The organism is Methylophaga sp., assembly GCF_965655755.1.
In the GTDB taxonomy this organism is placed as follows: domain Bacteria; phylum Pseudomonadota; class Gammaproteobacteria; order Nitrosococcales; family Methylophagaceae; genus Methylophaga.
Genome location: NZ_CBFHHW010000001.1, coordinates 127,921 through 150,091, shown reverse-complemented (window position 1 = coordinate 150,091; position 22,171 = coordinate 127,921). Strand labels below are relative to the sequence as shown.

Below are 22,171 nucleotides of genomic sequence, written 5' to 3'. Positions count from 1 at the left end.
AAGATAAGGAGCTTTTTTCACACACGAAGAACTTTTCTAGCCTCCACAAAAAAGTGTGACACACCTCACATATTAGGATAGTCTCATACTTAATATGAAAGGAGCAGGGAATGTCCGATCTACATAAAACTGTTTTCCAAGAAATTTTTGATGCAGAACTACTTAGTCAGTGGGATTCCATAGGGGAAATCATTGCCGAGACAATGAATGTTCCTATGGTATGCATCACCTATGTTCAGAATGACGAACTGCATTTTCTAATCAGCAAAGAACGCCGTAAATTACCTTCCCTGAAAAACACCTCACTGAAACTGCCTGATCCCACCAGCTTTTGTGCAGAAGTCATTAAGTATAAAAATGAGCTATTAATTAAAAACGCTGCAAACGACAAGACATGGAAAACCAATAAACTCGTCGCGAAAGCAGGGCTTAACAGTTATCTAGGCTATCCGCTTTTCTGGCCCAATGGCGATATTTTTGGCACGTTATGTATTTTTGATACCAAAGAAATCAGTGGTTTCCAGACTCATCATGGACTCATGCTACATCTCAAAAATCTCATCGAGCAAAACTTGAAGTTTTTGGCAAAGTCAGTAGCCATGTCGGGTGAATTTTCACGTCTAATGACATTAGCGTCTGTTGATGAGTTAACTGGAGCATTAAACAGAAGAGAATTCTTAGCAAGGGTGAATAAAGAAATAAAAGACCATATAAAACATAAAAAACCCTGCTCACTAATGATGATTGATATTGACGATTTCAAAAAAATTAATGATTCACATGGTCACTTGAATGGCGATAGAGCGCTCTCAATGATTGGTACGTTTTTAGCAAAACATAAGCGCAGTAATGATATTTTAGGGCGTTTAGGTGGAGAAGAATTTGCTATCTTTATGCCTTTAACGTTAGGCAAAGACGCGTATCAACTTGCAACCAGAATACAACAGAGTCTCAGAGTTAACACATTAAAAATCGACGATCTCAGCACAAAATTAACAGCCAGTTTCGGTGTGACAGAAGTTGCTCTTGAACAGGGTCTGACCGAAGCTCTTACCAGGGCTGACCAGGCAATGTATGAGGCAAAAAAGCGCGGTAAAAATGCGGTTGTAGCAGCTTCAGAGCTTGACTGATTTTTCCCCCAACTCTATCTCGAAAACAAGCAGCTACCGCCAATATAATTGCTTCATCCTTGTGGGCGTAACGCGTCTACTCCCAACTCCCATCCGAAGCATCTCTTGCCTACATCGTTTTGATTTCTACCCCATATTTCCACCAAAAAAGATTATTTATCTTCGACTTGTCATTAGTCTTTTGAGTTTTAGCATGACGAAAATTTCATCGCACAAGGTATTAACTAAACTCAAAATAAAACCCATCAGGGATAATCATGAAAGGCACAATGTTATCGGCTGAGGCTGAGTCAACACCTCTAAACTGGCGGACGCTCAAGTCACTATGGCCATTTTTAAGTGAGTATCGTCGTCGCATAATCATTGCCATGCTGTGTCTTATCCTGGCCAAGCTCGCGACAATGGCTGTTCCTTTTATCCTCAAACATATCGTCGACGGGATAGACACAAAGTCTTTGCCTGACATGGCCATAGCCATGCCACTGGGGCTACTGGTCGCTTATGGTATTGCCCGTTTCTCCACCACACTATTCAGCGAACTTCGGGATACGGTATTTGGCCGTGTTACTGAACGGGCAATGCGAAGAATCGGCTTGCAAGTGTTTGAGCATTTACATGCATTAGAACTTAACTTTCACCTCAACCGCCGGACGGGTGGCTTATCACGCGATGTCGAACGGGGCGTCACCGGTGTTGGCTTTTTACTCCGTATCATGGTGTTTAATATAGTGCCCACACTGCTAGAGTTGGCTATGGTGATTGGCGTGTTGTTCTTTAACTACAATTCAGCATTTGCCTTCATCACATTAATAGCCATATTTCTATATCTCATTTTTTCCGTCGTCGTCACGAACTGGCGATTATCCTTCATTCGCGAAGCCAATCAGGCGGACTCGACAAGTAATACCCGGGCGATAGAAAGCTTAATGAATTATGAAACAGTCAAATACTTTGGTAATGAAGCGTTTGAGGCTAATCGTTACGATGGTGACTTAGCCCACTGGGAACAAGCACGTCGTAAAAATCGTTTATCTTTATTTTTACTCAATGGCGGCCAGGCACTCATCATTGCTATGGCCATGACATCCATGACAATTTTAGCTGCAAGCCAGGTAATCAACGGGGCAATTACCATCGGTGACTTTGTTCTGATCAATGCGTTTACGATGCAACTTTTTATTCCTCTTGGATTTTTGGGCTATGTGTACCGGGAACTTAAAGGTGCAATCACCAGCATTGAACGCATGTTTGACTTACTCAATAAAGAACCCGAAATCGCTGACTCAACGGATGCCAAACCATTAATTGTCAGTGATGGTGCCATTGAGTTTGATCAAGTTAACTTCAACTACAAAGATAGACATCCCATACTTAAGTCATTCAATTTTAAGCTATTGCCAAAGCAAAAGGTTGCTGTAGTCGGTAGTAGCGGTGCCGGTAAATCTACGCTCGTGAAACTGTTATTTCGTTTTTACGATGTCACGTCTGGCAGCATAAAAATTGATGGTCAGGATATTCGGCAAGTAAGCCAGCAAAGCTTACGTAATGCGATAGGAATCGTGCCACAGGATACCGTTTTGTTTAATGATTCTATATTGGAAAACGTGCGTTACGGACGAGTTGAGGCTACGGATGAAGAAGTGATGGCAGCAATCGAGATGGCGCATTTAGCAGATTTTGTAAAAAGTCTCCCGCAAGGCGTTGAGACCGTTGTGGGCGAGAGAGGCTTAAAGCTAAGTGGGGGTGAAAAACAGCGTGTTGCAATCGCGAGAACGATTCTCAAGCGGCCTCCGATTCTGGTATTTGACGAAGCAACCTCGTCTTTGGATAGCGAGTCAGAGCAAATTATTTTAGATGCCATAAGAGAAATTTCTTACGGACAGACCAACCTGGTGATTGCCCACAGACTCTCGACGATAATAGATGCCGATGTCATCGTTGTCATGAGTGATGGAAAGATAATAGAGCAAGGCAGTCATCAACAACTGCTAGACCATAACGGTGCCTACCGTAAACTGTGGGATATTCAAAAACAAGATGACAAATAATCACAGTAAATCACCCTACAAAGTAACCTGTTTTCATGACGGCGATTGTCCGGTTTGTCGTATCGAAACCAATTTAATGAAAAAACTCGACAAAAGTGGTCATGTTGAGTGGATAGATATCAATAAAAACAGACATGCTCTAGAGCAATACGGTATCAGCTACGATGAATGCATGAGCAGCATGCATGTATTCGATAAGCAGCAGAAAAGAATGCGTACTGGCGTGGATGGTTTTTTATCTCTCTGGCAACACTTACCTTTTTACAATCGCCTAGCCAACATGGTAAGCAAACATAATGTGGTTAGAAAATGGCTTGAAAAGCTGTACAAAGTTTTCGCTCATTATCGCCTGAAACTAAAACGCAATTAAAAGATTCAACTCAAATACCCCAAGCCAGACTGATCTGCCTGACTGTAGCATTTGTTCAGATCATGAAATGCTATACTTTTAAGTATGAACTTATCGACATCAGAAAAAGCCGTGCTGGGATTCACTGCCTTTTACACAACTGCCTTTGCGGTGTTTTTTATCCGTAATCTGAATATTGAATTTATCGCCTATGTCGGCGTGATCGTCTTTATTTTTAGCCTGCTTTACGGAACGCTCCACAAGACCAGGATCCCAACTTATATCTTGGCTGGTATTTCACTGTGGGGTCTCCTGCACATGATGGGAGGCAGCATTCAGACTACTGATGGCGTGCTCTACACATGGAGGATGATCGCCTTGTTTGATGGAGGTGGTGAGTTTTATATCCTTAAGTTTGACCAGGTCGTCCATGCCTACCTGTATGCCGTTGTAGCTTTGTTATTTCTCCATTTGCTTCGAAACTACTTTGGTAACACTCATAGTCAGTTACTTATCGGCTTTATCGCGGTTACTGCCTCTCTCGGTGTCGGTGCAATCAATGAAATTCTCGAATTTATTGCTGTGTTAACCGTGCCAGATAATGGCGTGGGCGGTTACTACAATACAGTGCTCGATATTGTGTTCAATTTTGGTGGTGCTTTATTCGCCGTACTCGGGTTTTACCTTTTTTATGGAAAAATCCAACATTAGCCATCTATCGTAACCGCGATAAAAACGGCTGCTGGTGCTCGCTCAACGTCGGAATTAATAGTCTTTATGTCAGTCACAGTTACACAACGCGCTTGAGAAAAATAATCGTCAGAGCTGTCGAGCAATGTTGCTATCAGCCACTTCTGATGAAGTCTTAACGCTTAAACCACACTCTTTTATCAATGGTGCTCTATGGAAAACAAACATCTATCGACAGGTGCTAAAGCGCTTGAAGTAAACCTCGATCCCGTTCGCTATGGTTCATTTGCTGAGATTGGCGCGGGTCAGGAAGTTGTGCGTTGGTTCTTCCGGGTTGGTGCCGCAGCAGGCACGATCGCCAAGAGTATCTCGGCCTATGATATGAAAGTAAGCGATGACATATACGGTAAAGCGGCACGCTATGTATGCCGTGGACGTCTTGAGGACATGCTTGACCTTGAGTACGACCTGAATATAGAGCGTTTAAGTGAGCAACGCGGCGACAGCTCAGCGTTTTTTGCCTTTGCTGATACCGTCTCTGCACGAAATTATCATGGCACCAATGAATGCCACGGTTGGCTGGGCATTCGTTTTCAGGTCGAACCTCATGCCGCACCCAGTGAGATCATTATTCACGTAAGAATGCTGGATAATGAAAACTCACTGCAGCAGGAAGCGCTGGGCATTATCGGCGTCAACTTAATTTACGGTGCTCTCTTTTGCCACCACAACCCCGATATGCTGGTGAAATCGCTGTTGGATAATTTAACTACAGATCGTATTGAAGTCGACATGGTGGACTTTCATGGCGATGCGTTCATGCATGTCGATAACCGCATTATCAGTTTAAGACTGGTACAACTCGGCCTGAGCGATGCCGCCATGTTTTCTGCTGATGGTAGAGTGCTCCAGCCTTCCGAACATTTACGTAAAAAGAATGTATTAGTTGAACGTGGCCGTTTCCGCCCAGTGACGCATGTCAATATCGATATGCTGAATGCCGCCCGAAAGCAGTTCGAAGCAGAGGATGACTCATCACCTGAAGAGACGATTTCTATCATGGAAATCACCATGCATAATTTACACACTGGCGGCGATAGTATCGATTTAGAGGATTTTCTCAGCCGGGCAGATGTGCTGGAAGCAGCCGGTCACACAGTCATGATTTCTGATTATCCGGAATACTACCGTCTGGCGACCTACCTATCCCGCTATACACAGCGTCGAATTGGTTTGACGATGGGCGCTCACAGCTTGATTGATCTGTTTAACGAAGAATACTATTCGTCATTACAGGGCGGCATTCTTGAAGGGTTTGGCCGACTCTTCAAAAATAATGTCAAACTGTATATCTATCCCTATAAAGATGCAGAAACGAATAGCTTGTTCAAGGTTGCCGATCTTAAGGTGCACAACTCACAGAAGTATATCTATGAATACCTAAAACAGGGCAACTTTATCGAGCAGATTGAAGAATACAATGAACAGTATCTGCATATTTTTTCACCCGATGTGCTGAAAATGATTCTAAACAATGAGTCTGGGTGGGAAGCGCTGGTACCCGATGTGGTTGCCGAGAAGATTAAAGAGCAACGTTTATTCGGATACAAAAGTTGACGCTGTTTTAGCTTAAAAATTCACACCACCGCCGTAACGGACAAGCCCGGTTCAACGCACCTATTTGGTTCGGCTTGCTAATAAGCCGTGCAAAATGTCACTTGAAATTAAAAACTTGGAAAGACTCTTTCCTTTGAATGATTGGTAGCGCTCAGTTTTGGGCTTGTTTTATCAAGGGCATGACTTCTGCATAACTATATGATGTGAACGCATTAAAGGTTAGCCGATGAGCATTCCCGAATGGTTACCAAACCTGTCTACCTGGTCAATAATTGTGCTTTTAGTATTCAGTGTTTTCATCTCGCTTGAACTGATAAAGCGCATTATCCTTCGACATATGATTAAGGTCACACAGAAGAAAGACTTCTTTCTGACAAGCGTGATACTGAAGGCGGTTAAATTCCCTTTAACGCTGTTTTTCTTGGCTTTCAGTGTAAAGCTGTTTGAACAGCTGATTTTGCATTATGGCGTCGAGATCAATTCCACTATTTTCAATACGATCGCCCAACTTGTCCTGATAGTAGCCATAGTGATGCTCATAGACAGGCTAATTTCCAGCTTCGTGGGCCGCTACGCTGATAAAAATATCAGCTTCAAAAGTAGCAAAGGCATCATGCAGGGCCTAACGCATATTATGGTGCTTGGAATTGGGCTCTTAATCATACTCAGCACTATCGGAATCTCGATTACACCAGTCATCGCTTCTTTAGGCATCACTTCATTGGCGTTGGCACTAGCACTGCAGCCCACATTGGAAAATTTCTTTTCCGGTATTCAGCTGGTGATTGATAAGCCCATCAGAGTAGGTGACTTCATTGAACTCGATTCAGCAGAGCAGGGCTTTGTTGTCAAAATAGGCTGGCGGACGACGTGGATACGGATGTTACCGAATAACGTGGTGATCATCCCCAATAGCGTGTTATCAAAATCAAAATTGATCAATTATTACTATCCGGAAAAAGAGCTTTCCGTTCCGGTGGATGTCGGAGTTCATTACAACTCCGACCTTGAGCATGTGGAACGTGTCACACTGGAAGTAGCTCGCGAGATCCTGAAATCACACAAGTGGGGAGTATCGGATTATCAAACCTTTGTTGTTTTTCACACCTTTGATAATTCCAGCATTAACTTCACCGTCATGCTGCGCGCGCAGGAATATTTTAATCGCTTCTTTATCAAGTCTGCATTTATTAAAGCACTTCACAAACGCTACGCAGAGGAAGGCATTACCATTCCTTATCCCATCAGGGCGATCAACTATGATCAGGAATCAGCCCACAAAGCATCATCCATCACGTCCGTTGATGATTGATGAAACGCCTACGGCTTCACCTTATGCGGTCACTTAATCACAAAGCGTCCAAATCAAACTTCATGGTTAGCCAGCCTTCTTTCGCCTGTTCGGAGATAACATCCTGCGTTTGAATCTGGTTTGCTTTCAATCCACCCTTTTCCTGAATGAACTCAACCACACTTTTCTGACGAGCAAGTGCAAGTGCCTTAAGATCCGATTCAGTGACCGTCTCCGCTTCAATCAGCGCTTTCTTGAGCTTGGCGTTGTAGGCTAAATCATCCAGCTCACCCTCTGGTGCTTGTTCTGTCTTACTCGCCTCAATCATGTCTTGTTTCAATATCTCAGTTTCAGGACTGAGTGATGCTGCTGCGTAAAGACGTTCTAAAACACCCTGTTTTCTCAGCACCAGTTGTTGGTCTGATTCTGTTTGTGTGAGAAGGTAGTCAATGCGATCTTCTACATTATTTTGTCTCAGCGACTCGACATCTGCTGAAGGGGCGAAAGGTGCTGGTATTTGCAGGGCCAGCTGTGGCCGTTGCTGCAATGCCTCAATTAACTTCAGCAGCTTTTCTTGTTCCGGTGGCGACAGATCACTTCGACCGGGCCGGAAACGAATATTGTCTATTACATCATCACTGCCACCGATGAGGTTAGCCAAAAGGCGAAATGGAGCGGTCACTATATTGCCTAACACATTAGCAATTGCCCCCCGGATAACAGAACTCATATCGAATTGCGGGTCATTCACATTACCAGAGACGGGGATACTCAAGTCGATAACGCCATCGCTATTTTTCAACAGCGCAATCGCGAGATCCAGAGGCAAATCCATTGCATCAGGTGATTCAATTCGCTCACCCAAGCGTATATCACTGATAACAACGCTATTTGTGGCATCCAATTCACCTTCAACGATCTCATAAGTTAACTCAATATCACCCCGCCCTTCTGCAATTTCCCGACCGGCAAATTTGATGGTGTACGGGCTCATATCCGGCAAGTCGAGATTACTAAAAGCTAAATTGACTTTGGTTTGTTGGCTCACATTGAGCGGATTGAGCGACCCATTGATTTCTACCAGACCAAACTCATCGACCTGTCCTTCCAGATCAAGATCTACCGGTTGTTTTGATGCGGTAGAGAAGCCGCTGACTTCGCCATTAAGCTTGTGCATATTGGCATTGAACACAATGGGCAGGTTCTGATCAGTAAATTGTGAACTGGCATCATTAAATGCAACACGTCCCACCGAAATGGCAAAACCTGGTGATGCTGAAGATTGTTCTGTCTCGGGTTCTGGTTCATTGTTTTCTGGCAGCGGCTTCATCAGTAAGCTGACGTTGGTCTCGCCTCCCTTTGTTACCAGAACACGACTGTATAGTTGCTCGACAATCACTTCTGAAATAGCGAGCGAGCGTTTTGCCAGCGAGAAATCAATGGTATTCAACGTCAGCTTATCAACACTGAGTAACTTCTCATCCAGTTTCTGATTATCCAGTTGTGTTGTGTTGAGCGCCAAATCCCCATTAAAGGCGAAGGGGTCTTGCTGATCAACCTTTATCGTGGCGTTTGAATCAACGTTACCCTTGATCAGTTCTATAAACGCATACTGATTCAGATAAGGCTGCACTGGTAATAATGAGAGTTGCTCAATACCCCATTCAGATTGCAATGCAAACTCGGGAAATAATTGCATATTCCCCTGCACATCAATGTCTCCGCCTGATGCCAGACTGATGCTGGAACTGAAAGGCATGCGATTATCAGCTTCCAGACTAAAATTCTGCATATTCGCTGACACTTCCAATGACAGATTAACCGGTTTTTCGGGTAGCTGGTCGTTTAAATTAACACGTGTATTTGCAATAGTGATATCGGCTATATCAATCAAGAATGGTGTTGCGTCATCATTTTGTGATGGGGCTTCAGACTCAGAATTCTGATCGGCAAACATCTGAACCCAGTTCAGTTCACCCTGCTTGTTTTGTATTGCCGAAACGTCGAAACCATCCAGCAAGACCTTATCCAGTTTCAACTGGTTTTCCGGATAGGCGAACTGACCGTTAGTGATCTTCACTTGATTTCCGTCAAGCAGATCAGCATCCTCGCCGGGCTTTTGAATACTTAAATCCGCTAATTGAAGACTGATCTCACTCAGATCAATATCGGCATCACCTTGTTTAACGTCGACGTTATAAGCCAGGTTTAAATCCAGGCGGCCGTTATTGAGCTCAAACGGTAACGCTGCACTCAGATAACGATACGGCGTCTGCAAACTAAAGTTTTTCAGACGCATCCGCCCATCCAGATGCAAAGGTGACAAGATCACATTCCCATCGAGCGTCAGCTCAGCATCTTTTTCCAAATTAATCACTAGCTCATTGGTCGCTGATTGGCCGGGCTGGGTCGAAAAGTCTGTCAAATGAATATTGATTGGACTCAGTACCGTCTTAAAATTCTCTGCAGGCACATCATCACGATAGTGCAGTTCCCCTGAAGTGTAATCAAAATCATTGATTCTGACCGTCAGAAAAGGCGTGTTATCACCCTCATCTTCTTGCACTTTAGTCGTTTCAGAGGCCTCTTTTTCAGCGGTTTGATTCCAGTTATTGGCTAATCGGGTTAGCGTGTTTTCTGACTCGCTATAACGGCGGAAATGCCATTTCGGCGATTGAATGCTGATTTTTTCAAAGGTGAGATCGCGTTTAACAAGCTGGGCAGGTTGAAGATTGATATACAACGTATCCCAACTCCCCAATGGCTCTTGATTGCCATCAGCTAACTCAAGTGAATTGACGTTCAACTGAAAAGTGAATGGATTAAATGTTATTTCTTCTACTGAGGCTTGAACATCAAGACGCTCTTTCAACGTTGTCACAAGCTGCTTCTCAGCTATCCAGGGTACGAAAAAAAAGCCCAACAGCGTATAAAGAATGACAATGCTGATTAGCCCAATGAGGAGTCGTTTGTATTTCAGTAACGTCGTTTTGAAAGAATTCATTCTCAACGGTAATCCAAGAAGTCGATAGATTCAGTTTATCTTACTCACGCACTGGAGTGTAACAACGCGTCTTGAGTAGGCAATAAAATCATCACTTCTGTCGCGTGTTGAGCTCACATTATGAGTTTCTATAACGTCAATGAGATAGTTTATGTGGCGACTGGCTTTATCTACCGTCTCCCGAATAGGTTCATTGTTGCATATTTAAGTTTGGCTTTTTGCTATAGTCCAACTGTCACCAATAATATGAAATTTACATGGCCGAATCAGTCAGCATCAAAATCAGATTTCACAATAACGACATAGTGGCTATCGGCCCTGGTAAGGCCGATCTGCTCGACGCAATCATCACCCATGGTTCTATCACCGCCGCTGGGCGCTCAATGGGTATGTCTTATAAGCGTTCATGGGATCTTGTGAATGCAATGAATACCAACTTTAAAAAACCTCTGGTCACTACATCCAGAGGTGGGACCCATGGCGGTGGCGCAAGAGTAACAGCGTTCGGTCAATCTATTTTAGAACACTATCGACATATAGAATCAAAAGCGAAAGCATCAATTGAAAAGGACGTTGCCGCAATCACCGACTTAATAAACTCATAACATAGAGATCGTTATCTGTTATTTACAGTTATCGATATATATGATGGAATACTTCGGGTATTTCTATATATAAAGTTTTCGATGTCTACGCGACTTTTTATTGGTATTGACGACACGGATAATCTCGACAGCAGAGGTACGGGCTATCACGCCCGCGCATTGTGTAACAGTATCAATGAACGAGAGCTTGGATCATGTCGTTATGTCACCCGCCACCAGCTCCTCATGAGTCCGCTTGTTCCCTTCACCTCACATAACAGTGCTGCCTGCCTCGTCATAGAAAATGCAGGTGATCTGGATACTGTTGAATCCCTTTGTATCGATTATCTATTAGAAAACAGTGCTGAAGCTTCAGATGCAGGTCTTTGTTTATTACCCGAACAAGATTTCTCGATGTCATTAATGCAGTTTGGCATTCTCTGCAAACATCGTGTAGTTACTCAGGCGATGGCAAAAAACCTGGCTGTTGAGCATGGACTCCGACTACATGGCTTGATTGGTACAAAAGACGGTTTAATTGGCGCACTGGCTGGGGCCTCTTTATGCGCTTCCGGCATTGATGGACGTCTACTGTGGCTGGCGGGCATGCGTGACCATGTTGAACAGACTCTGACACTGAAACAACTGTTTGAATCGACAGATATAGCCTTAGTGCAAAGTCATGATGGAGAGACTTTGCTTGATGAAACATCACAAATAGACATGGGTACGTGGCCCCGAGCAGTATGGCTTGGAGGAGAACCCTGTTTGATTGTCGAACCACATGAAGGAAAAGCAGATGCATGGCAAGTTGCTGCAAAGAGTTATCTCAGACAGTTCTGAACTGTTCAGCTCTAACATCACAAAACATGGCCTGATCTTTTTATCGGGTGTCATCGCCATGTTAATGCACGAAAGTTTTCGTTATGGTCTGGACTTACCGGGTCGACAGGGTCTGACTTTAATGGCGATTCTGGTATTTGTTCGCTGTGCGGCACCCTTCAGTTATAGCGGAACCTTAGCCGGTGCAGGTGGATTACTGGCTGCATTAATCTGGCGTGATAACCCAACTGTGGCAATGATAGTGTTAAGTCAGGGCATACTTATCGATCTTCTGTATAAACCTTTATCACGGTCCGCCCTTACTCTTTGGTTATTGCCACTCATGGTCGGCATGGTTCATATGCTCAAACCATTATTAAAAATCGGCCTCATCGCCTTCGCTGGTATTGAGACTGACTCGTTCCGGCACGGTTTAGCTTATCCCTTTTTAACCCATTTCATCTTCGGCAGCGTGGGCGGTTTGATTGGCTTTATGGCCTGGCGCAGTCTGAAAAAAATTCAACATTAATCCCTGAGGTTTCTCGTGGAAGATAAAATCAAAACATTTAAGCATCGATATATTTGTAAAAATATATCGAACTGTTTTTTAGCACTATCGGTTAGCTCTCTCGCTCCTGTAATGGCAGCAGACGATCCCGTCTACGAATTATCAAATATCGTCATTAACTCGGCTCCTGAAGCGGGAACACATTATCAAGTTAAACAGAAAGATATAGAGACCATGGGCGCAAGAAGCCTTGAGGATGCCTTACGTTTAGTGCCCAGTCTCAACGTTCGTTATGGTGGTGATGGAACACCCCGTATGGATATTCGAGGATTACGAACCAGACAAATCAAGTTGCTTGTAAATGGTGTGCCGTTTAACTCTACTTTTGACGGACAGTTTGACCCCAGTCTTATTCCTGCCTTTGGCATAGGACGAGTGGATCTCAATGTGGGTAGCTCATCCGTACTTTATGGCGATGGTGGGATGGCTGGCGTGATCGACATCAAAACCCGGGCCACCGGTATCGGTCTGAAGGCGGCCTCTAAAGTTGAATTTGGCAGTGATAACTTCTGGCTCGCAAATGGTCAGGTTGGCTACGGTGATGCGGATCAGGATTTTTTCTTTGGCTATGGTGTACGTGATCGTGACGCGTTTTCTCTTTCTAACGCCTTTTCTAGCCCACTCTCTACTGATGCCGATAACTTTCAGGACAATGATGAGCGTAACAATAGTGACAATCGCCGCGAAAATCTTGTCTTAAGTTACTACCGTAACCTCACAGATAAATTAACCGTTGGCATGTTCGCTACCTATCTGGAAGGAGCGTATGGAAAACCGCCCACCACGCTTGATAATAAAGTAGATGACTTTGCCAAACGCGCTAGATTTGAGCGTGTTGAGTCACAACATGGTTACGCCATTCAAGTTGGTGCAAACTATGACTTTACTGATAACTGGACAGGTAAGTTATGGTTTTTTGACAATCAGTTACAAGAACGCTCTGCCAGTTATGATGATCTCGCTTTAAACACGATCAGTAGCAATAAGACTTTTCGTCGAAATGAAGAAACACAAGTCCGAGGTTTTCATAGCCAGCTCGCTGGACTGCTACCGGAAACTGCCACCCAAATCGCCTTTAGCATCGATCACCGTAAGGAGAACTATGATGAAAATGGTCTCGAATGCAACATCTCCGGCGGCGGTGGTGGCGGTGGCGGCGGTGGTGGCGGTGGTGGCGGTGGCGGTGGCGGTGGCGGCGCATCAACATGCCCATCTTCACCCTATGATTTGACCGTGACTGATGAAGATCTGAACGTAGAATCCTACGCATTTGAGGTGACGCAACCATTACCCTATGACGTGACGGCAATAATCGGCGTAGGTCACCATAAACTGGGAATCAGTGATGGTAATGATGAAACAGCAACCAGCGCTCAGCTGTCATTGAGTAAGTCATTAACCCATATAACCGACCTATATGGCACCGTTGCTCGCAAAGTTGATGCCCCAACAATAAGACAACTTTATGAACAAGGCTCAGGTAACCCAAGCTTAGGCTTTCAAAGGGCCACACATTATGAAATTGGCCTCAGAAACCGATGGGGAAAAGGAAGTTTGGATATTGCCTTTTGGCAGTCAGACATCAAGGACTTTATTGAACGTGATGAAACGACAGATATATATGAAAACCGTGATGAATTAAGATTCAAAGGTGTGGATATTTCTGGAAGCTATAATGTGACGTCGGACTTTTTGTTGCGGGCAGGATTAAGCTTTTTGGATGCTGAGGATAAGTCCGCTGATGCTCTGACAGACCGGCTACAGTATCGTCCGACCCACAAAGCAACACTTCAAGCGATTTATCAAATAACACCGAGCTGGCAGGTGAACGGTGACGTGACGAAAGTGGGCTCTCAAAATTATTTTAATGGTGCTGCGCGTAAAAAATTAGAAAGTTTTGAGTTGGTAAATATGCGTCTCAAGTACACTCTTCCCAGTAATGCTGCAGACGTCTATGTTGGTGTTGAAAACCTATTCGACGAAGAATATGAAACCAGCTATGGTTTTCCACAAGCAGGTAGATTCATCTATTCTGGATTAAATATTCGCTGGAATTAAATGACTTTAAGCAGAGAGCCACGTCAATGACAGCCAGTCTGAATAATCGTTGGTCAAATAATGTTAAATGCTTTTGCATAGTAGCAGCGATAATGTGGCTTAGTGGCTGCAAACATCAACCCTCCTTGACTGAGAATGCCGTGCGTCTTGCTGTCGTCAACACTCCCTTTGACAGCGGCTTGCTCGAGCATTTATTAACGGATTTTGGCAGACAAACTGGAATACAGGTAACAATTCACAGTGATGATGATCCGTTTGCCCGAGCCCTTTCAGTTGAAGCTGACTTGATTATTGCTCACTACGGCAAGGCCGGCATGGCTGAGTTTGTATCTGAAGGATATGGCTCATGGCCCAAAATGGTGTTTTCAAATCAGGCCGTGTTGATTGGACCCAAAAACGATCCTGCGCATGTAGCTGACAGCGCGAGTTTGAGTCTTGCCTTTCGGGCGATTGCTGAAAGTAAGCAAACGCTCATTGCTAACAATAATCAAGGTATTTCCGAACTTGTTGCATTAACCAGCACAGTAGCGGATCAACAGCTTGATGGAAAGTGGTATCGCAACTTAGGTGTTAGTAAAAGCAAAGCCATTAAGGCTGCTGAAAAACAACACGCCTACGTGATTTGGGGGGCGGTACCCTTTCTTAAGTTCCAACAAACACATGAGACAGACATGAAAATATTGTTCAGTGCTGATCCTTCATTGCAAAGGGTGATGGCTATTACCCGAGTCAGTGCTGAGCATTTTCCTCAGGTGAATGGCTCAGGTGCAAAAAAATTGGAAAGCTATCTGTTAAGCAATGCCGTTCAAGCTCAAGTAGTGGATTTTCGCATGCCAGATTCTGAACACCAACTCTGGTGGCCGGCGGCAAGACATAATTGAATAAAGAATTGGGAAAGCCTCTAAAAGCTCCGATATCAGGAGAGATATCGAAGCTTTTGAGATAGCGATTTTAATGCTATTTAGATGTTTTATCCTTAACACCTTGATTGCCTGGTAGCGTATTAGAGTCTCTCGGCTCTGACAGGTTAGGATCATTTTTCTTTTCTTCGTGTTTGATTAGCTTTTTAAAGACAAAGCCAATCACAACTAGAACTAGAACGGCAACAATGGTTATTGTCGTTTTATCCATCAGTATGTTTCCTTCAACGATTTATAAGAAAGCCACTAAAGATCTGTTAGCGCTTGCTGATAATTTATCAGAAAGGAGCCTGAATGGTTTTAGATTCTTACTCACATACATATTCGGGATACTGTAATAATCCCCATCCATACACATGATCATGGCCTTCTGAGCCCAAATCTTTGCTCAACTGTCGCAAACTCTCATAAAGCAGATCGGCAGACATGGCTGGATTAATCTGCAATAACACACTCGCCACTGCCAGCGCATGCGGCGCAGCATAAGAGGTACCTGAACGATATTGACCCTTTTTCCCACTAGAAGCGGTCCAAAGATCGACGCCAGGTGCAGCAAAATCAATGTAGTTGCCTTGGTTAGCAAGGTTATAAAGACGATATGCAGCATCAACAGCCGTGATGGCAAACACTTCCTCGAAGGCTGCCGGATAAGCTGGCTGCTGTCTATATCCCTCATTACCGGCCGCGGCAAAAACCAACATACCGTGATGACGGGCGTAACGCAGTGCCATTTGCAGCACAATATTAGGCCGATCACCTGATAACGATAGGTTGACCAGCCGAGTTTCCTGTTCTTGAAGCCAGTTCAACGCCTGCACAATGGCAGAAACACTTGCCGCATCGCCATCTGTCGATGGCTCAACAACTTCTGCCGAAAAAAGATGTGCCTCAGGTATCAGCCCCTTCAAATATTTATTCTCTGACTCGCCGACCAAGATGACCGCAATGGCTGTGGCATGCTCGGTTTCTGAAGCAGCCTTATCAACAAAGCGTTTGCTGATGACAGCATGGTCAGCAATGGTCGGATGCTGATGATCGAGTACACCATCTATGATGCCGACCTTAATCGCTCCAGAATGTGTCTTCAGACACGCTTTCTCTGGCCAATTCAACGCATCACGTGCATAGAGTCGGGCGCGTTCAGCCTGAAAGTAAAAGTCATTATAATCAACAATCAATCCCGGAAAATGACGTTTGAGACTATCTATCTGCTGCGATAAATTATGTTCGTCCTTGTCGACACGAATAGTCAACAAATGTTTTTTCCCCATAAAGGGGGAGTCCTCTATGACCGTCAGCCTTTGTTTCTGCAATTGCTGAAGAACAGCCTGTCTTTCAGAGTGCGATATAAGGATGAGCAGCTCACCCTTGCGGCGAGGTGTTGAAGCCGCCCCTGTCTCAGGACAGAAAAACACCTCAAGACCTGAATAAGCTTGTGACATTGAATTGAAATATAGTGGATAGCGCTGCATTGGTTGAAGCGTGACCGTATCAGGGACGGTTAAGGTAAGCTGTTCCGAACTCTCAATGCTTTTTTTAAGCAGCACCATCGCATCCGGAACTTTCAAATACCACTCCTGGCTTTTCGAAGCAGATCCAGACTGGGAAACCACTGAAAAGTGTCTGCCTGCAATACAGCCTGAAGACGTTAACTGAAAAGGTGATGCCCCTGTTGCCTGAATAGGCCTCTCCGGTATCAAGGTATCTGATTTTTCCTCACCCGGCTGTACTCTTTCTTGAGAGAGAGTAGCGGGTAATGGTTCAGAGGATCGTGGCGGCAACGGCCTGCCTGCCGGGTCAGCAGTGCCACCCCAGGCAGAAAATGGCAACAGTGTTATGGTAAGCAGCAAACAGGCTGTTAATGGCTTCATTGATTCAGTTGAACGGTTTCAATAACATCGCTCTGTTGCAGACGGTCCAGGATTGCATCTGGTCTTGTTGTCGCAGAGAGTTTATAAATGCCAATCGCCGATGGGCCTTCAACAATGCTCAGTCGATATTGCAAAAGCAACTGACGTATTTCCACTTCCGTTGTTTCCGGCTCGAAAGTGACCAGTAACAATTGGGACGTTTGCCCTCCACCCGCTTGCTGATAACCATCCGGCCCTGGTGATAACATCATTACACTCGTCTGCACGACCAGCAGGAAGGAGGCCGCTACAGCCGTCAACCGCCAGCCCTGCGTGGCACGACTATTTTTTTTGCGTGGTTCTATACGCTGCTGTAAACGTTTCAGTCCCATTTCACCCGGGCTATTGGCAGCGGGTATGGTCTTCACTTCTTGCTGGAGCTTTCTCAGAAATACTATTTCTTCTCTTAATGATGGATTGTTTTCCAGCGCCTGTTCGACCTGCTCTTTTTCGTCACTTTCCAGCGAGCCATTCACATAAAAAGGCAGCAAGAACTCAATATCTTCTCGACTTAGTGGATCATTCATGATGTAGTCCTCCGCCCAATAGTCTTTGTAAACATTTTTTAATCGCTTGTTTGGCATGAAACATCCGGGTTTTGACCGTATTTTCCGGGCAGTTAACGATCGTCGCGATATCGCGATATGACATTTCTTCAAAAAACGTCAGCTCCATCACAGCCCGGTGATCCGGTTTCAGTGTGCTGACACAATGTCGAACCTGCTCTGCCTGTTCTGCCTGTATAAGGCAGGTCAAAGAGGCCGGCGAGTCATCTTCCAGTTTATCCAGTGCTTCTTCAGATAACGCTTCAGGCCGTGTTTTTCTAAGCCGGTCAACGGTTTTGAAATAGGCGATACTGAACAGCCAAGTCGATACCTTTGACCGCTGCTGAAAGTCAGCCGCTTTGTGCCAAACCTCAAGGAATACCTCATTGACAAGATCAGCGGCTTCAAATTGATCCGGCATTTTGCTACAGATAAAACGAAACAGGCGAGATTCATAGAGCCGGTAAAACTCCGCCAGCGCCTGTTGGTTTCCAGCAGCAATCTGCTTCAGAATCGCCAAATCATCTCTCATACCAGCACCTTAAGGCATGTTGATTGGCTGTTTCGCTGAAATGGCAAGCAGTTGCCCCTGATTGCCGAGCGCTCTCACCTGCCATTGGTACTGCGTATTGTCCTCTAACCAGTCCAGTGACATCGCAGACAGGCTGAGCTGTTGTTCAGAGGCGGGGACGAGTTTTCCAGTCAAAGGCTGCGCTTCTCCGGTGGCAAAAATCTCCAACTGGTACGCAGTGGCCGATTCTACCGGCTGCCAGGCAAATACAGTCTGTTCACTGAGTGAGGCATCCGCTGCCGGTGTCAACGTTCTCATTGGGAACGGTTCCACAATCGTTTTACCGCTTTTCTCAATCACAAAGTAACGCAAAACCGGAATCTCGATCTGCGCGCCATCCTGCTCCACAGCAAAGGCCAGCAGATGCAGACCACTGCGGTCGGTGGGAAGTTTAGGGCTGGTAATACGGGTTCTGCCCTGCCCGGCACTTAACAGACTCTGACGAACTACTTGTAATACTCTGCCGGACTGGCTGCCCAGACTAGTGCTGGGGTCTACCAGCCGCCATTCGCCTCGCAAAACACCACTACTTGAAAAGGCAATATCGGCGACGGCAAAGAGGCTTTCATCCTGTTTGACGACCTCAGAACGGGCCGCATTCTGGAAAGCCAGATCAATCCGTCTGACCGTAAGCTCCCCCACACCGGCACTGCCGGCATAGACGCTAACCGAGCCTGTTCCCGACGTTTGGGTGTCACTGAATGTCCGTTCGATACGGGCGCTACCAGCCGCACTATCAGCGAGTAAACGTAACTGTCCAGGACTCAGAATGATAGATTCCGTCAACGTCACCGTACTGGTTCCGCCTGATGGCAATACAGATGTAGTGGAGAGACTGCCGGCGATATTCGCTACCGTGGCACCGTTGATAATCAGCGATGCACTGGGCGAACTAACCAACCGGGTGAAGGGGCCACCAACCGAAACTGTTTCTGTACGGTTCACCCGCCAGGAAATAGTCACCGGACGCGTTTGTCCCAGCGGCACAGTGACCGAAGCCGGACTGGCGGTGACACTGTTGACATCGGCGTTCGCCGGATTGCTGTGAAGCAGCCCGGCCAAGAGAATCAGACTAGCGACGACCAGAAAATGGCGCTGTGATCCGTACAATTGCAAAAGCCTGATAGTTATCTTCGTATAAAGTAGTTTGTTCATGTCCATGATATTGCTCCAATGCACCGCGAAGGACAAAAGCCACTCCCGGATTATTCTTAGATGCTGTCAAATAAGTCCACCCGAGTTCAGCATTCAACAGGTGTCTATCAGGTGAGTCGTTGTCGCCGCCAGCCAGGTTCAAATTATAATTCAGGGCAAAATCCAGTTTGTTTGGAATCAGCAGGCTCCGAACCCCGAAATTCACATTGGTGGTGTAGGCCTTATCCCTTGTCAGGCGGGTTTCAAAGGTGCCGTACTGAACATCCGTATTAAAAGACAGTCTGTCGCTGGGCCGCCAGCCGCCACCCAGGCTGATGAAGTGACTGACGGTGTCGGAGCTGACTTCGGCATGATCTTCAAACTCTGACCAAGTATAGGCCGCATTGACATAGCTTCTTTGATAATTGCTGCCTACGCTAACGGTGGCAGAGTTGGAGGCATTATCGGTTTCAACACCCTGATAGTTGTCTGGTGTCTCTTCTCGATCCAGACGAGCGACAAAACCACTGAACTGCAAATACGGTGAACCCAGCCAGGCCAGCCCGTCCTGTTGTTGCTCAAACGCATAAGTGCTACTCCAACTGGCATTTCTGAGCCGGTCGGTAGGTAGTCCTGTCAGGTCATCGACATTGTTGGTTTCATGGCTCAGATGCAGATTGGCCGAAAAGCGGTTCCAATAAAGATGACTGTAGGCAGAGGTCACATCCCGGTCAGCAGCTAGTCCGGGATTGGCAAGACTGGCAAAAAAGGTATCAATGCGCTCATAACGCAGCCCAAACATCCAGTCCACCGGCTGCTCATGCCATCTCAAATCCTCAAACGGATACGATTCCATCAAAAAGGTGTAGGCCTCGCTATTCTCACGTTCAGCAGCTCCTGCATCGCCATCGCTGTCATAACTGGCATGGGCATATTCGCCGAACAAAGACAGTTTGCCTTCGAAAAGATTTTTATCCAGAGCCAGCGACCATCCACGCCCTTCCGCTAAAGACTCTCCATTACTGATACCGGCACCAGTCGCTGAGCCTTCGCCGTCGTAATAAACTGTCGTCACCGTTAATGCTTCTGCATCTGCTGAAAACGGTTTCACACTGGCGGTGAAACCTTCGATACGACTCTCCGGCTCGGATAAGCCAGTAAAATGATCCGCCCCTACCAGCGCATCCGGCCGCAGGGCAAAAATCTGAGTGGAAATCCGTTCATTGGCGTCAGTGAGTTGCAGTGACGCACCACGACGCTGGTAAGGGGATAACAAAGCAGAGTTCAATCCCAGGCTTTGATCTCCAAGCCGAAGGCGTGTCTCACCCCAATCATCCTGACGTTTGGCGGAGAGCTGATACTCACCGATATCCAGCGAATTACCCGTCAGGCTCAAATCCTGCTCTGATTGAAGAAAATAATTGGCCCGAGCACTGACTTCCCAGTTATCTCCCTGCACAGCACCTGAAGTCAAACCTGCGCCCGACATCACAAAGTGTCGGGTATCAGAGGGGGTGTTGTGATCAGCATAGCGCTGGCTTAGTTCAACACTGTTATCGGAGTTGAAATGACCAGAGCGTAACCAGCTCTCAGCCGCATCAAGCTGACGGTTACTGATTTCCTGCCCTGCTTCAGCCGAGCCAGCTTGCCTTTGAGTGGTTTCAAAATGCCATTGCTGAATAACTTGCTGACCTTCTTCTGCCAATAGAACCAGCTTTAGCAGATGCGGGCCAGACGCTAACGGTTCAAGTGGTGTGTAGGTAAAGTCACCGTCTTCAAATCCCATTGCTGCTGTGATATCAATGCCGTCAAGTTCTACTGCCAGCCGCGCCAGCGTGTTGATATCGATATCTTCCGGTAAATCAACCACCAGCAGATGACCGCGACTACCATCTTTAATCAGATCGGCCTGCCATTGTGCATTGACATACGTTGTAAACAGGAGCATCAATAGTGCCGGACAGTATAAGAATAGCTTGGTCTTCATGATTCTCACTCACATAAAAAACCAGCGCACCCGATAAAGAGTGCACTGATTGAAGTCAAACAAGGCAAGTTCAAATAGCTTCTTGCCATTACTGTTGCGGAATTGCTTTTAATTGCAATCTGAGCGTGCTGTCTTTTTCTGCCGCCTGCAGTCTGTCAGGTTTAAATGTTGGTACAGGTTTGACCTGGGTCGGGCTAATCCATGATGGATCTTGTTTGGCTTCACCAGAACCATTTTGCTGATAGTGACCTTGCTGAATCTGAGCCAGCTGGACACTGCACTTATCGAAATTACCCGCTTCAGTAATTCTGGATTGTCCTTTGCCACTAATTGCGTTAGGTGTGTATGACGAAGAGTAGAGGTCGACTTCGCCCGGACCCAAGCCAGCACGCGCTTCTTCAAACGCAATATCCTTGTGTGCTTCACAGCCAACATGGCCATTTAAACCGATTGCCAGGTTAGATTGTGGCTTGCACTTGAATGGCGTCAATGTGTTTATTGACCGAGCCATTTTTAATGTACCACCAAATTAGTGTTGATTCCCTGATCAGTCGCAAGCGTGACTGAGTGAACATAATGGGGGGGCAGAACTGCTGATACCACAGCAGACAGAAATAACCCTGAAAGGCCGAAGGCAATACTGGCGCGAATTGATTGAGATTTTACTAATTTCATTTTCGTTTCTTCACGATAAATAACCGAATATACTGTTGTGTAACAGGTGAGTCGTAAGTAGTCTCTCTCTGGTTCAAATATTTTTATATTTGCCTCGATAAAATGTAAGCGACTGAAAATAATCGGTATTTTTATCATCATAAAAATCCATAATATAATCAAGGTTTTTTTATAAGTACGCTTTGGAGAGATTACCGGAGGGGTTAGAAATCAAGTAAGAGTGGGGCGTGAGCTCAAATAGATAAAGTCTTTATTCAGACTGTCAGAC

The 22,171-nt window shown here is 45.6% G+C and carries 20 protein-coding genes; 11 read left to right on the top strand and 9 right to left on the bottom strand.

What is annotated here, in order from left to right:
* Nucleotides 1-110: 110 nt before the first annotated feature.
* The 6 genes from ACTF5U_RS00755 (at nucleotide 111) to ACTF5U_RS00730 (ending at nucleotide 7,146) form a co-directional block, all read left to right on the top strand.
* A complete protein-coding gene (locus ACTF5U_RS00755; RefSeq protein ID WP_438969714.1) occupies nucleotides 111-1,130 on the top strand; it encodes a GGDEF domain-containing protein in 1,020 nt (339 codons plus the stop codon).
* Nucleotides 1,131-1,387: 257 nt separating this feature from the next.
* Nucleotides 1,388-3,178 carry an ABCB family ABC transporter ATP-binding protein/permease gene (locus ACTF5U_RS00750; RefSeq protein ID WP_438969713.1) on the top strand — a complete coding sequence of 597 codons (1,791 nt, stop codon included), beginning with the start codon at nucleotides 1,388-1,390 and terminating at the stop codon, nucleotides 3,176-3,178.
* The gene (locus ACTF5U_RS00745) at nucleotides 3,168-3,548 is read left to right on the top strand and encodes a thiol-disulfide oxidoreductase DCC family protein (protein WP_438969712.1); all 381 of its coding nucleotides are present in this window, start codon (nucleotides 3,168-3,170) and stop codon (nucleotides 3,546-3,548) included. The genes ACTF5U_RS00750 and ACTF5U_RS00745 overlap by 11 nt, the downstream gene beginning before the upstream one ends.
* A gap of 84 nt (nucleotides 3,549-3,632) precedes the next feature.
* Nucleotides 3,633-4,238 (top strand): DUF2238 domain-containing protein, encoded by a 606-nt coding sequence (locus ACTF5U_RS00740; protein ID WP_438969711.1) that lies wholly within the window; start codon nucleotides 3,633-3,635, stop codon nucleotides 4,236-4,238.
* Nucleotides 4,239-4,430: 192 nt separating this feature from the next.
* Nucleotides 4,431-5,834, top strand: coding sequence for a TonB-dependent receptor (locus tag ACTF5U_RS00735; RefSeq protein ID WP_438969710.1), 1,404 nt, complete (start codon nucleotides 4,431-4,433; stop codon nucleotides 5,832-5,834).
* A 226-nt stretch (nucleotides 5,835-6,060) separates the two neighbouring features.
* A complete protein-coding gene (locus ACTF5U_RS00730) occupies nucleotides 6,061-7,146 on the top strand; it encodes a mechanosensitive ion channel family protein (protein ID WP_438969709.1) in 1,086 nt (361 codons plus the stop codon).
* Between the two features lie 37 nt (nucleotides 7,147-7,183).
* Here the strand turns inward: ACTF5U_RS00730 and ACTF5U_RS00725 are convergent, their stop codons facing one another.
* Nucleotides 7,184-10,129 carry a DUF748 domain-containing protein gene (locus tag ACTF5U_RS00725; protein WP_438969708.1) on the bottom strand — a complete coding sequence of 982 codons (2,946 nt, stop codon included), beginning with the start codon at nucleotides 10,127-10,129 and terminating at the stop codon, nucleotides 7,184-7,186.
* A 257-nt stretch (nucleotides 10,130-10,386) separates the two neighbouring features.
* Between ACTF5U_RS00725 and ACTF5U_RS00720 the strand changes: the two genes are divergently transcribed.
* The 5 genes from ACTF5U_RS00720 (at nucleotide 10,387) to ACTF5U_RS00700 (ending at nucleotide 15,042) form a co-directional block, all read left to right on the top strand.
* Nucleotides 10,387-10,734, top strand: coding sequence for a winged helix-turn-helix domain-containing protein (locus ACTF5U_RS00720; protein ID WP_438969707.1), 348 nt, complete (start codon nucleotides 10,387-10,389; stop codon nucleotides 10,732-10,734).
* An 81-nt stretch (nucleotides 10,735-10,815) separates the two neighbouring features.
* Nucleotides 10,816-11,556, top strand: coding sequence for a hypothetical protein (locus ACTF5U_RS00715; RefSeq protein ID WP_438969706.1), 741 nt, complete (start codon nucleotides 10,816-10,818; stop codon nucleotides 11,554-11,556).
* Nucleotides 11,513-12,064 carry a hypothetical protein gene (locus ACTF5U_RS00710; protein WP_438969705.1) on the top strand — a complete coding sequence of 184 codons (552 nt, stop codon included), beginning with the start codon at nucleotides 11,513-11,515 and terminating at the stop codon, nucleotides 12,062-12,064. The genes ACTF5U_RS00715 and ACTF5U_RS00710 overlap by 44 nt, the downstream gene beginning before the upstream one ends.
* 111 nt (nucleotides 12,065-12,175) lie before the next feature.
* Nucleotides 12,176-14,161, top strand: coding sequence for a TonB-dependent receptor (locus ACTF5U_RS00705; protein ID WP_438969704.1), 1,986 nt, complete (start codon nucleotides 12,176-12,178; stop codon nucleotides 14,159-14,161).
* Between the two features lie 125 nt (nucleotides 14,162-14,286).
* Nucleotides 14,287-15,042, top strand: coding sequence for a hypothetical protein (locus tag ACTF5U_RS00700; protein WP_438969703.1), 756 nt, complete (start codon nucleotides 14,287-14,289; stop codon nucleotides 15,040-15,042).
* Nucleotides 15,043-15,118: 76 nt separating this feature from the next.
* Here the strand turns inward: ACTF5U_RS00700 and ACTF5U_RS00695 are convergent, their stop codons facing one another.
* The 8 genes from ACTF5U_RS00695 to ACTF5U_RS00660 form a co-directional block, all read right to left on the bottom strand.
* Complete coding sequence (locus ACTF5U_RS00695) at nucleotides 15,119-15,292, bottom strand: hypothetical protein (protein ID WP_438969702.1); 174 nt, start codon at nucleotides 15,290-15,292, stop codon at nucleotides 15,119-15,121.
* A gap of 97 nt (nucleotides 15,293-15,389) precedes the next feature.
* Entirely contained in the window at nucleotides 15,390-16,952 is a 1,563-nt protein-coding gene (locus tag ACTF5U_RS00690) for a S8 family serine peptidase (RefSeq protein WP_438969701.1), read from the bottom strand.
* The gene (locus ACTF5U_RS00685) at nucleotides 16,949-17,518 is read right to left on the bottom strand and encodes a hypothetical protein (protein WP_438969700.1); all 570 of its coding nucleotides are present in this window, start codon (nucleotides 17,516-17,518) and stop codon (nucleotides 16,949-16,951) included. Before ACTF5U_RS00685 ends, ACTF5U_RS00690 begins: the two co-directional genes overlap by 4 nt.
* Nucleotides 17,511-18,068 carry an RNA polymerase sigma factor gene (locus ACTF5U_RS00680; RefSeq protein ID WP_438969699.1) on the bottom strand — a complete coding sequence of 186 codons (558 nt, stop codon included), beginning with the start codon at nucleotides 18,066-18,068 and terminating at the stop codon, nucleotides 17,511-17,513. The genes ACTF5U_RS00685 and ACTF5U_RS00680 overlap by 8 nt, the downstream gene beginning before the upstream one ends.
* 9 nt (nucleotides 18,069-18,077) lie before the next feature.
* Complete coding sequence (locus ACTF5U_RS00675) at nucleotides 18,078-19,217, bottom strand: hypothetical protein (protein ID WP_438969698.1); 1,140 nt, start codon at nucleotides 19,215-19,217, stop codon at nucleotides 18,078-18,080.
* Complete coding sequence (locus ACTF5U_RS00670; RefSeq protein WP_438969697.1) at nucleotides 19,180-21,228, bottom strand: hypothetical protein; 2,049 nt, start codon at nucleotides 21,226-21,228, stop codon at nucleotides 19,180-19,182. The genes ACTF5U_RS00675 and ACTF5U_RS00670 overlap by 38 nt, the downstream gene beginning before the upstream one ends.
* An 88-nt stretch (nucleotides 21,229-21,316) precedes the next feature.
* Complete coding sequence (locus tag ACTF5U_RS00665) at nucleotides 21,317-21,739, bottom strand: hypothetical protein (protein ID WP_438969696.1); 423 nt, start codon at nucleotides 21,737-21,739, stop codon at nucleotides 21,317-21,319.
* Nucleotides 21,740-21,741: 2 nt separating this feature from the next.
* On the bottom strand, nucleotides 21,742-22,044 hold the full coding sequence (locus tag ACTF5U_RS00660) for a hypothetical protein (RefSeq protein ID WP_438969695.1): 303 nt from the start codon (nucleotides 22,042-22,044) through the stop codon (nucleotides 21,742-21,744).
* Nucleotides 22,045-22,171 lie beyond the last annotated feature (127 nt).

Coding starts and splice junctions, on each gene's coding strand:
- ACTF5U_RS00755 (WP_438969714.1), top strand. CDS start 111: ATGTCCGATCTACATAAAACTGTTTTCCAAGAAATTTTTGATGCAGAA.
- ACTF5U_RS00750 (WP_438969713.1), top strand. CDS start 1,388: ATGAAAGGCACAATGTTATCGGCTGAGGCTGAGTCAACACCTCTAAAC.
- ACTF5U_RS00745 (WP_438969712.1), top strand. CDS start 3,168: ATGACAAATAATCACAGTAAATCACCCTACAAAGTAACCTGTTTTCAT.
- ACTF5U_RS00740 (WP_438969711.1), top strand. CDS start 3,633: ATGAACTTATCGACATCAGAAAAAGCCGTGCTGGGATTCACTGCCTTT.
- ACTF5U_RS00735 (WP_438969710.1), top strand. CDS start 4,431: ATGGAAAACAAACATCTATCGACAGGTGCTAAAGCGCTTGAAGTAAAC.
- ACTF5U_RS00730 (WP_438969709.1), top strand. CDS start 6,061: ATGAGCATTCCCGAATGGTTACCAAACCTGTCTACCTGGTCAATAATT.
- ACTF5U_RS00725 (WP_438969708.1), bottom strand. CDS start 10,129: ATGAATTCTTTCAAAACGACGTTACTGAAATACAAACGACTCCTCATT.
- ACTF5U_RS00720 (WP_438969707.1), top strand. CDS start 10,387: ATGGCCGAATCAGTCAGCATCAAAATCAGATTTCACAATAACGACATA.
- ACTF5U_RS00715 (WP_438969706.1), top strand. CDS start 10,816: ATGTCTACGCGACTTTTTATTGGTATTGACGACACGGATAATCTCGAC.
- ACTF5U_RS00710 (WP_438969705.1), top strand. CDS start 11,513: ATGCATGGCAAGTTGCTGCAAAGAGTTATCTCAGACAGTTCTGAACTG.
- ACTF5U_RS00705 (WP_438969704.1), top strand. CDS start 12,176: ATGGCAGCAGACGATCCCGTCTACGAATTATCAAATATCGTCATTAAC.
- ACTF5U_RS00695 (WP_438969702.1), bottom strand. CDS start 15,292: ATGGATAAAACGACAATAACCATTGTTGCCGTTCTAGTTCTAGTTGTG.
- ACTF5U_RS00690 (WP_438969701.1), bottom strand. CDS start 16,952: ATGAAGCCATTAACAGCCTGTTTGCTGCTTACCATAACACTGTTGCCA.
- ACTF5U_RS00685 (WP_438969700.1), bottom strand. CDS start 17,518: ATGAATGATCCACTAAGTCGAGAAGATATTGAGTTCTTGCTGCCTTTT.
- ACTF5U_RS00680 (WP_438969699.1), bottom strand. CDS start 18,068: ATGAGAGATGATTTGGCGATTCTGAAGCAGATTGCTGCTGGAAACCAA.
- ACTF5U_RS00670 (WP_438969697.1), bottom strand. CDS start 21,228: ATGAAGACCAAGCTATTCTTATACTGTCCGGCACTATTGATGCTCCTG.
- ACTF5U_RS00665 (WP_438969696.1), bottom strand. CDS start 21,739: ATGGCTCGGTCAATAAACACATTGACGCCATTCAAGTGCAAGCCACAA.
- ACTF5U_RS00660 (WP_438969695.1), bottom strand. CDS start 22,044: ATGATGATAAAAATACCGATTATTTTCAGTCGCTTACATTTTATCGAG.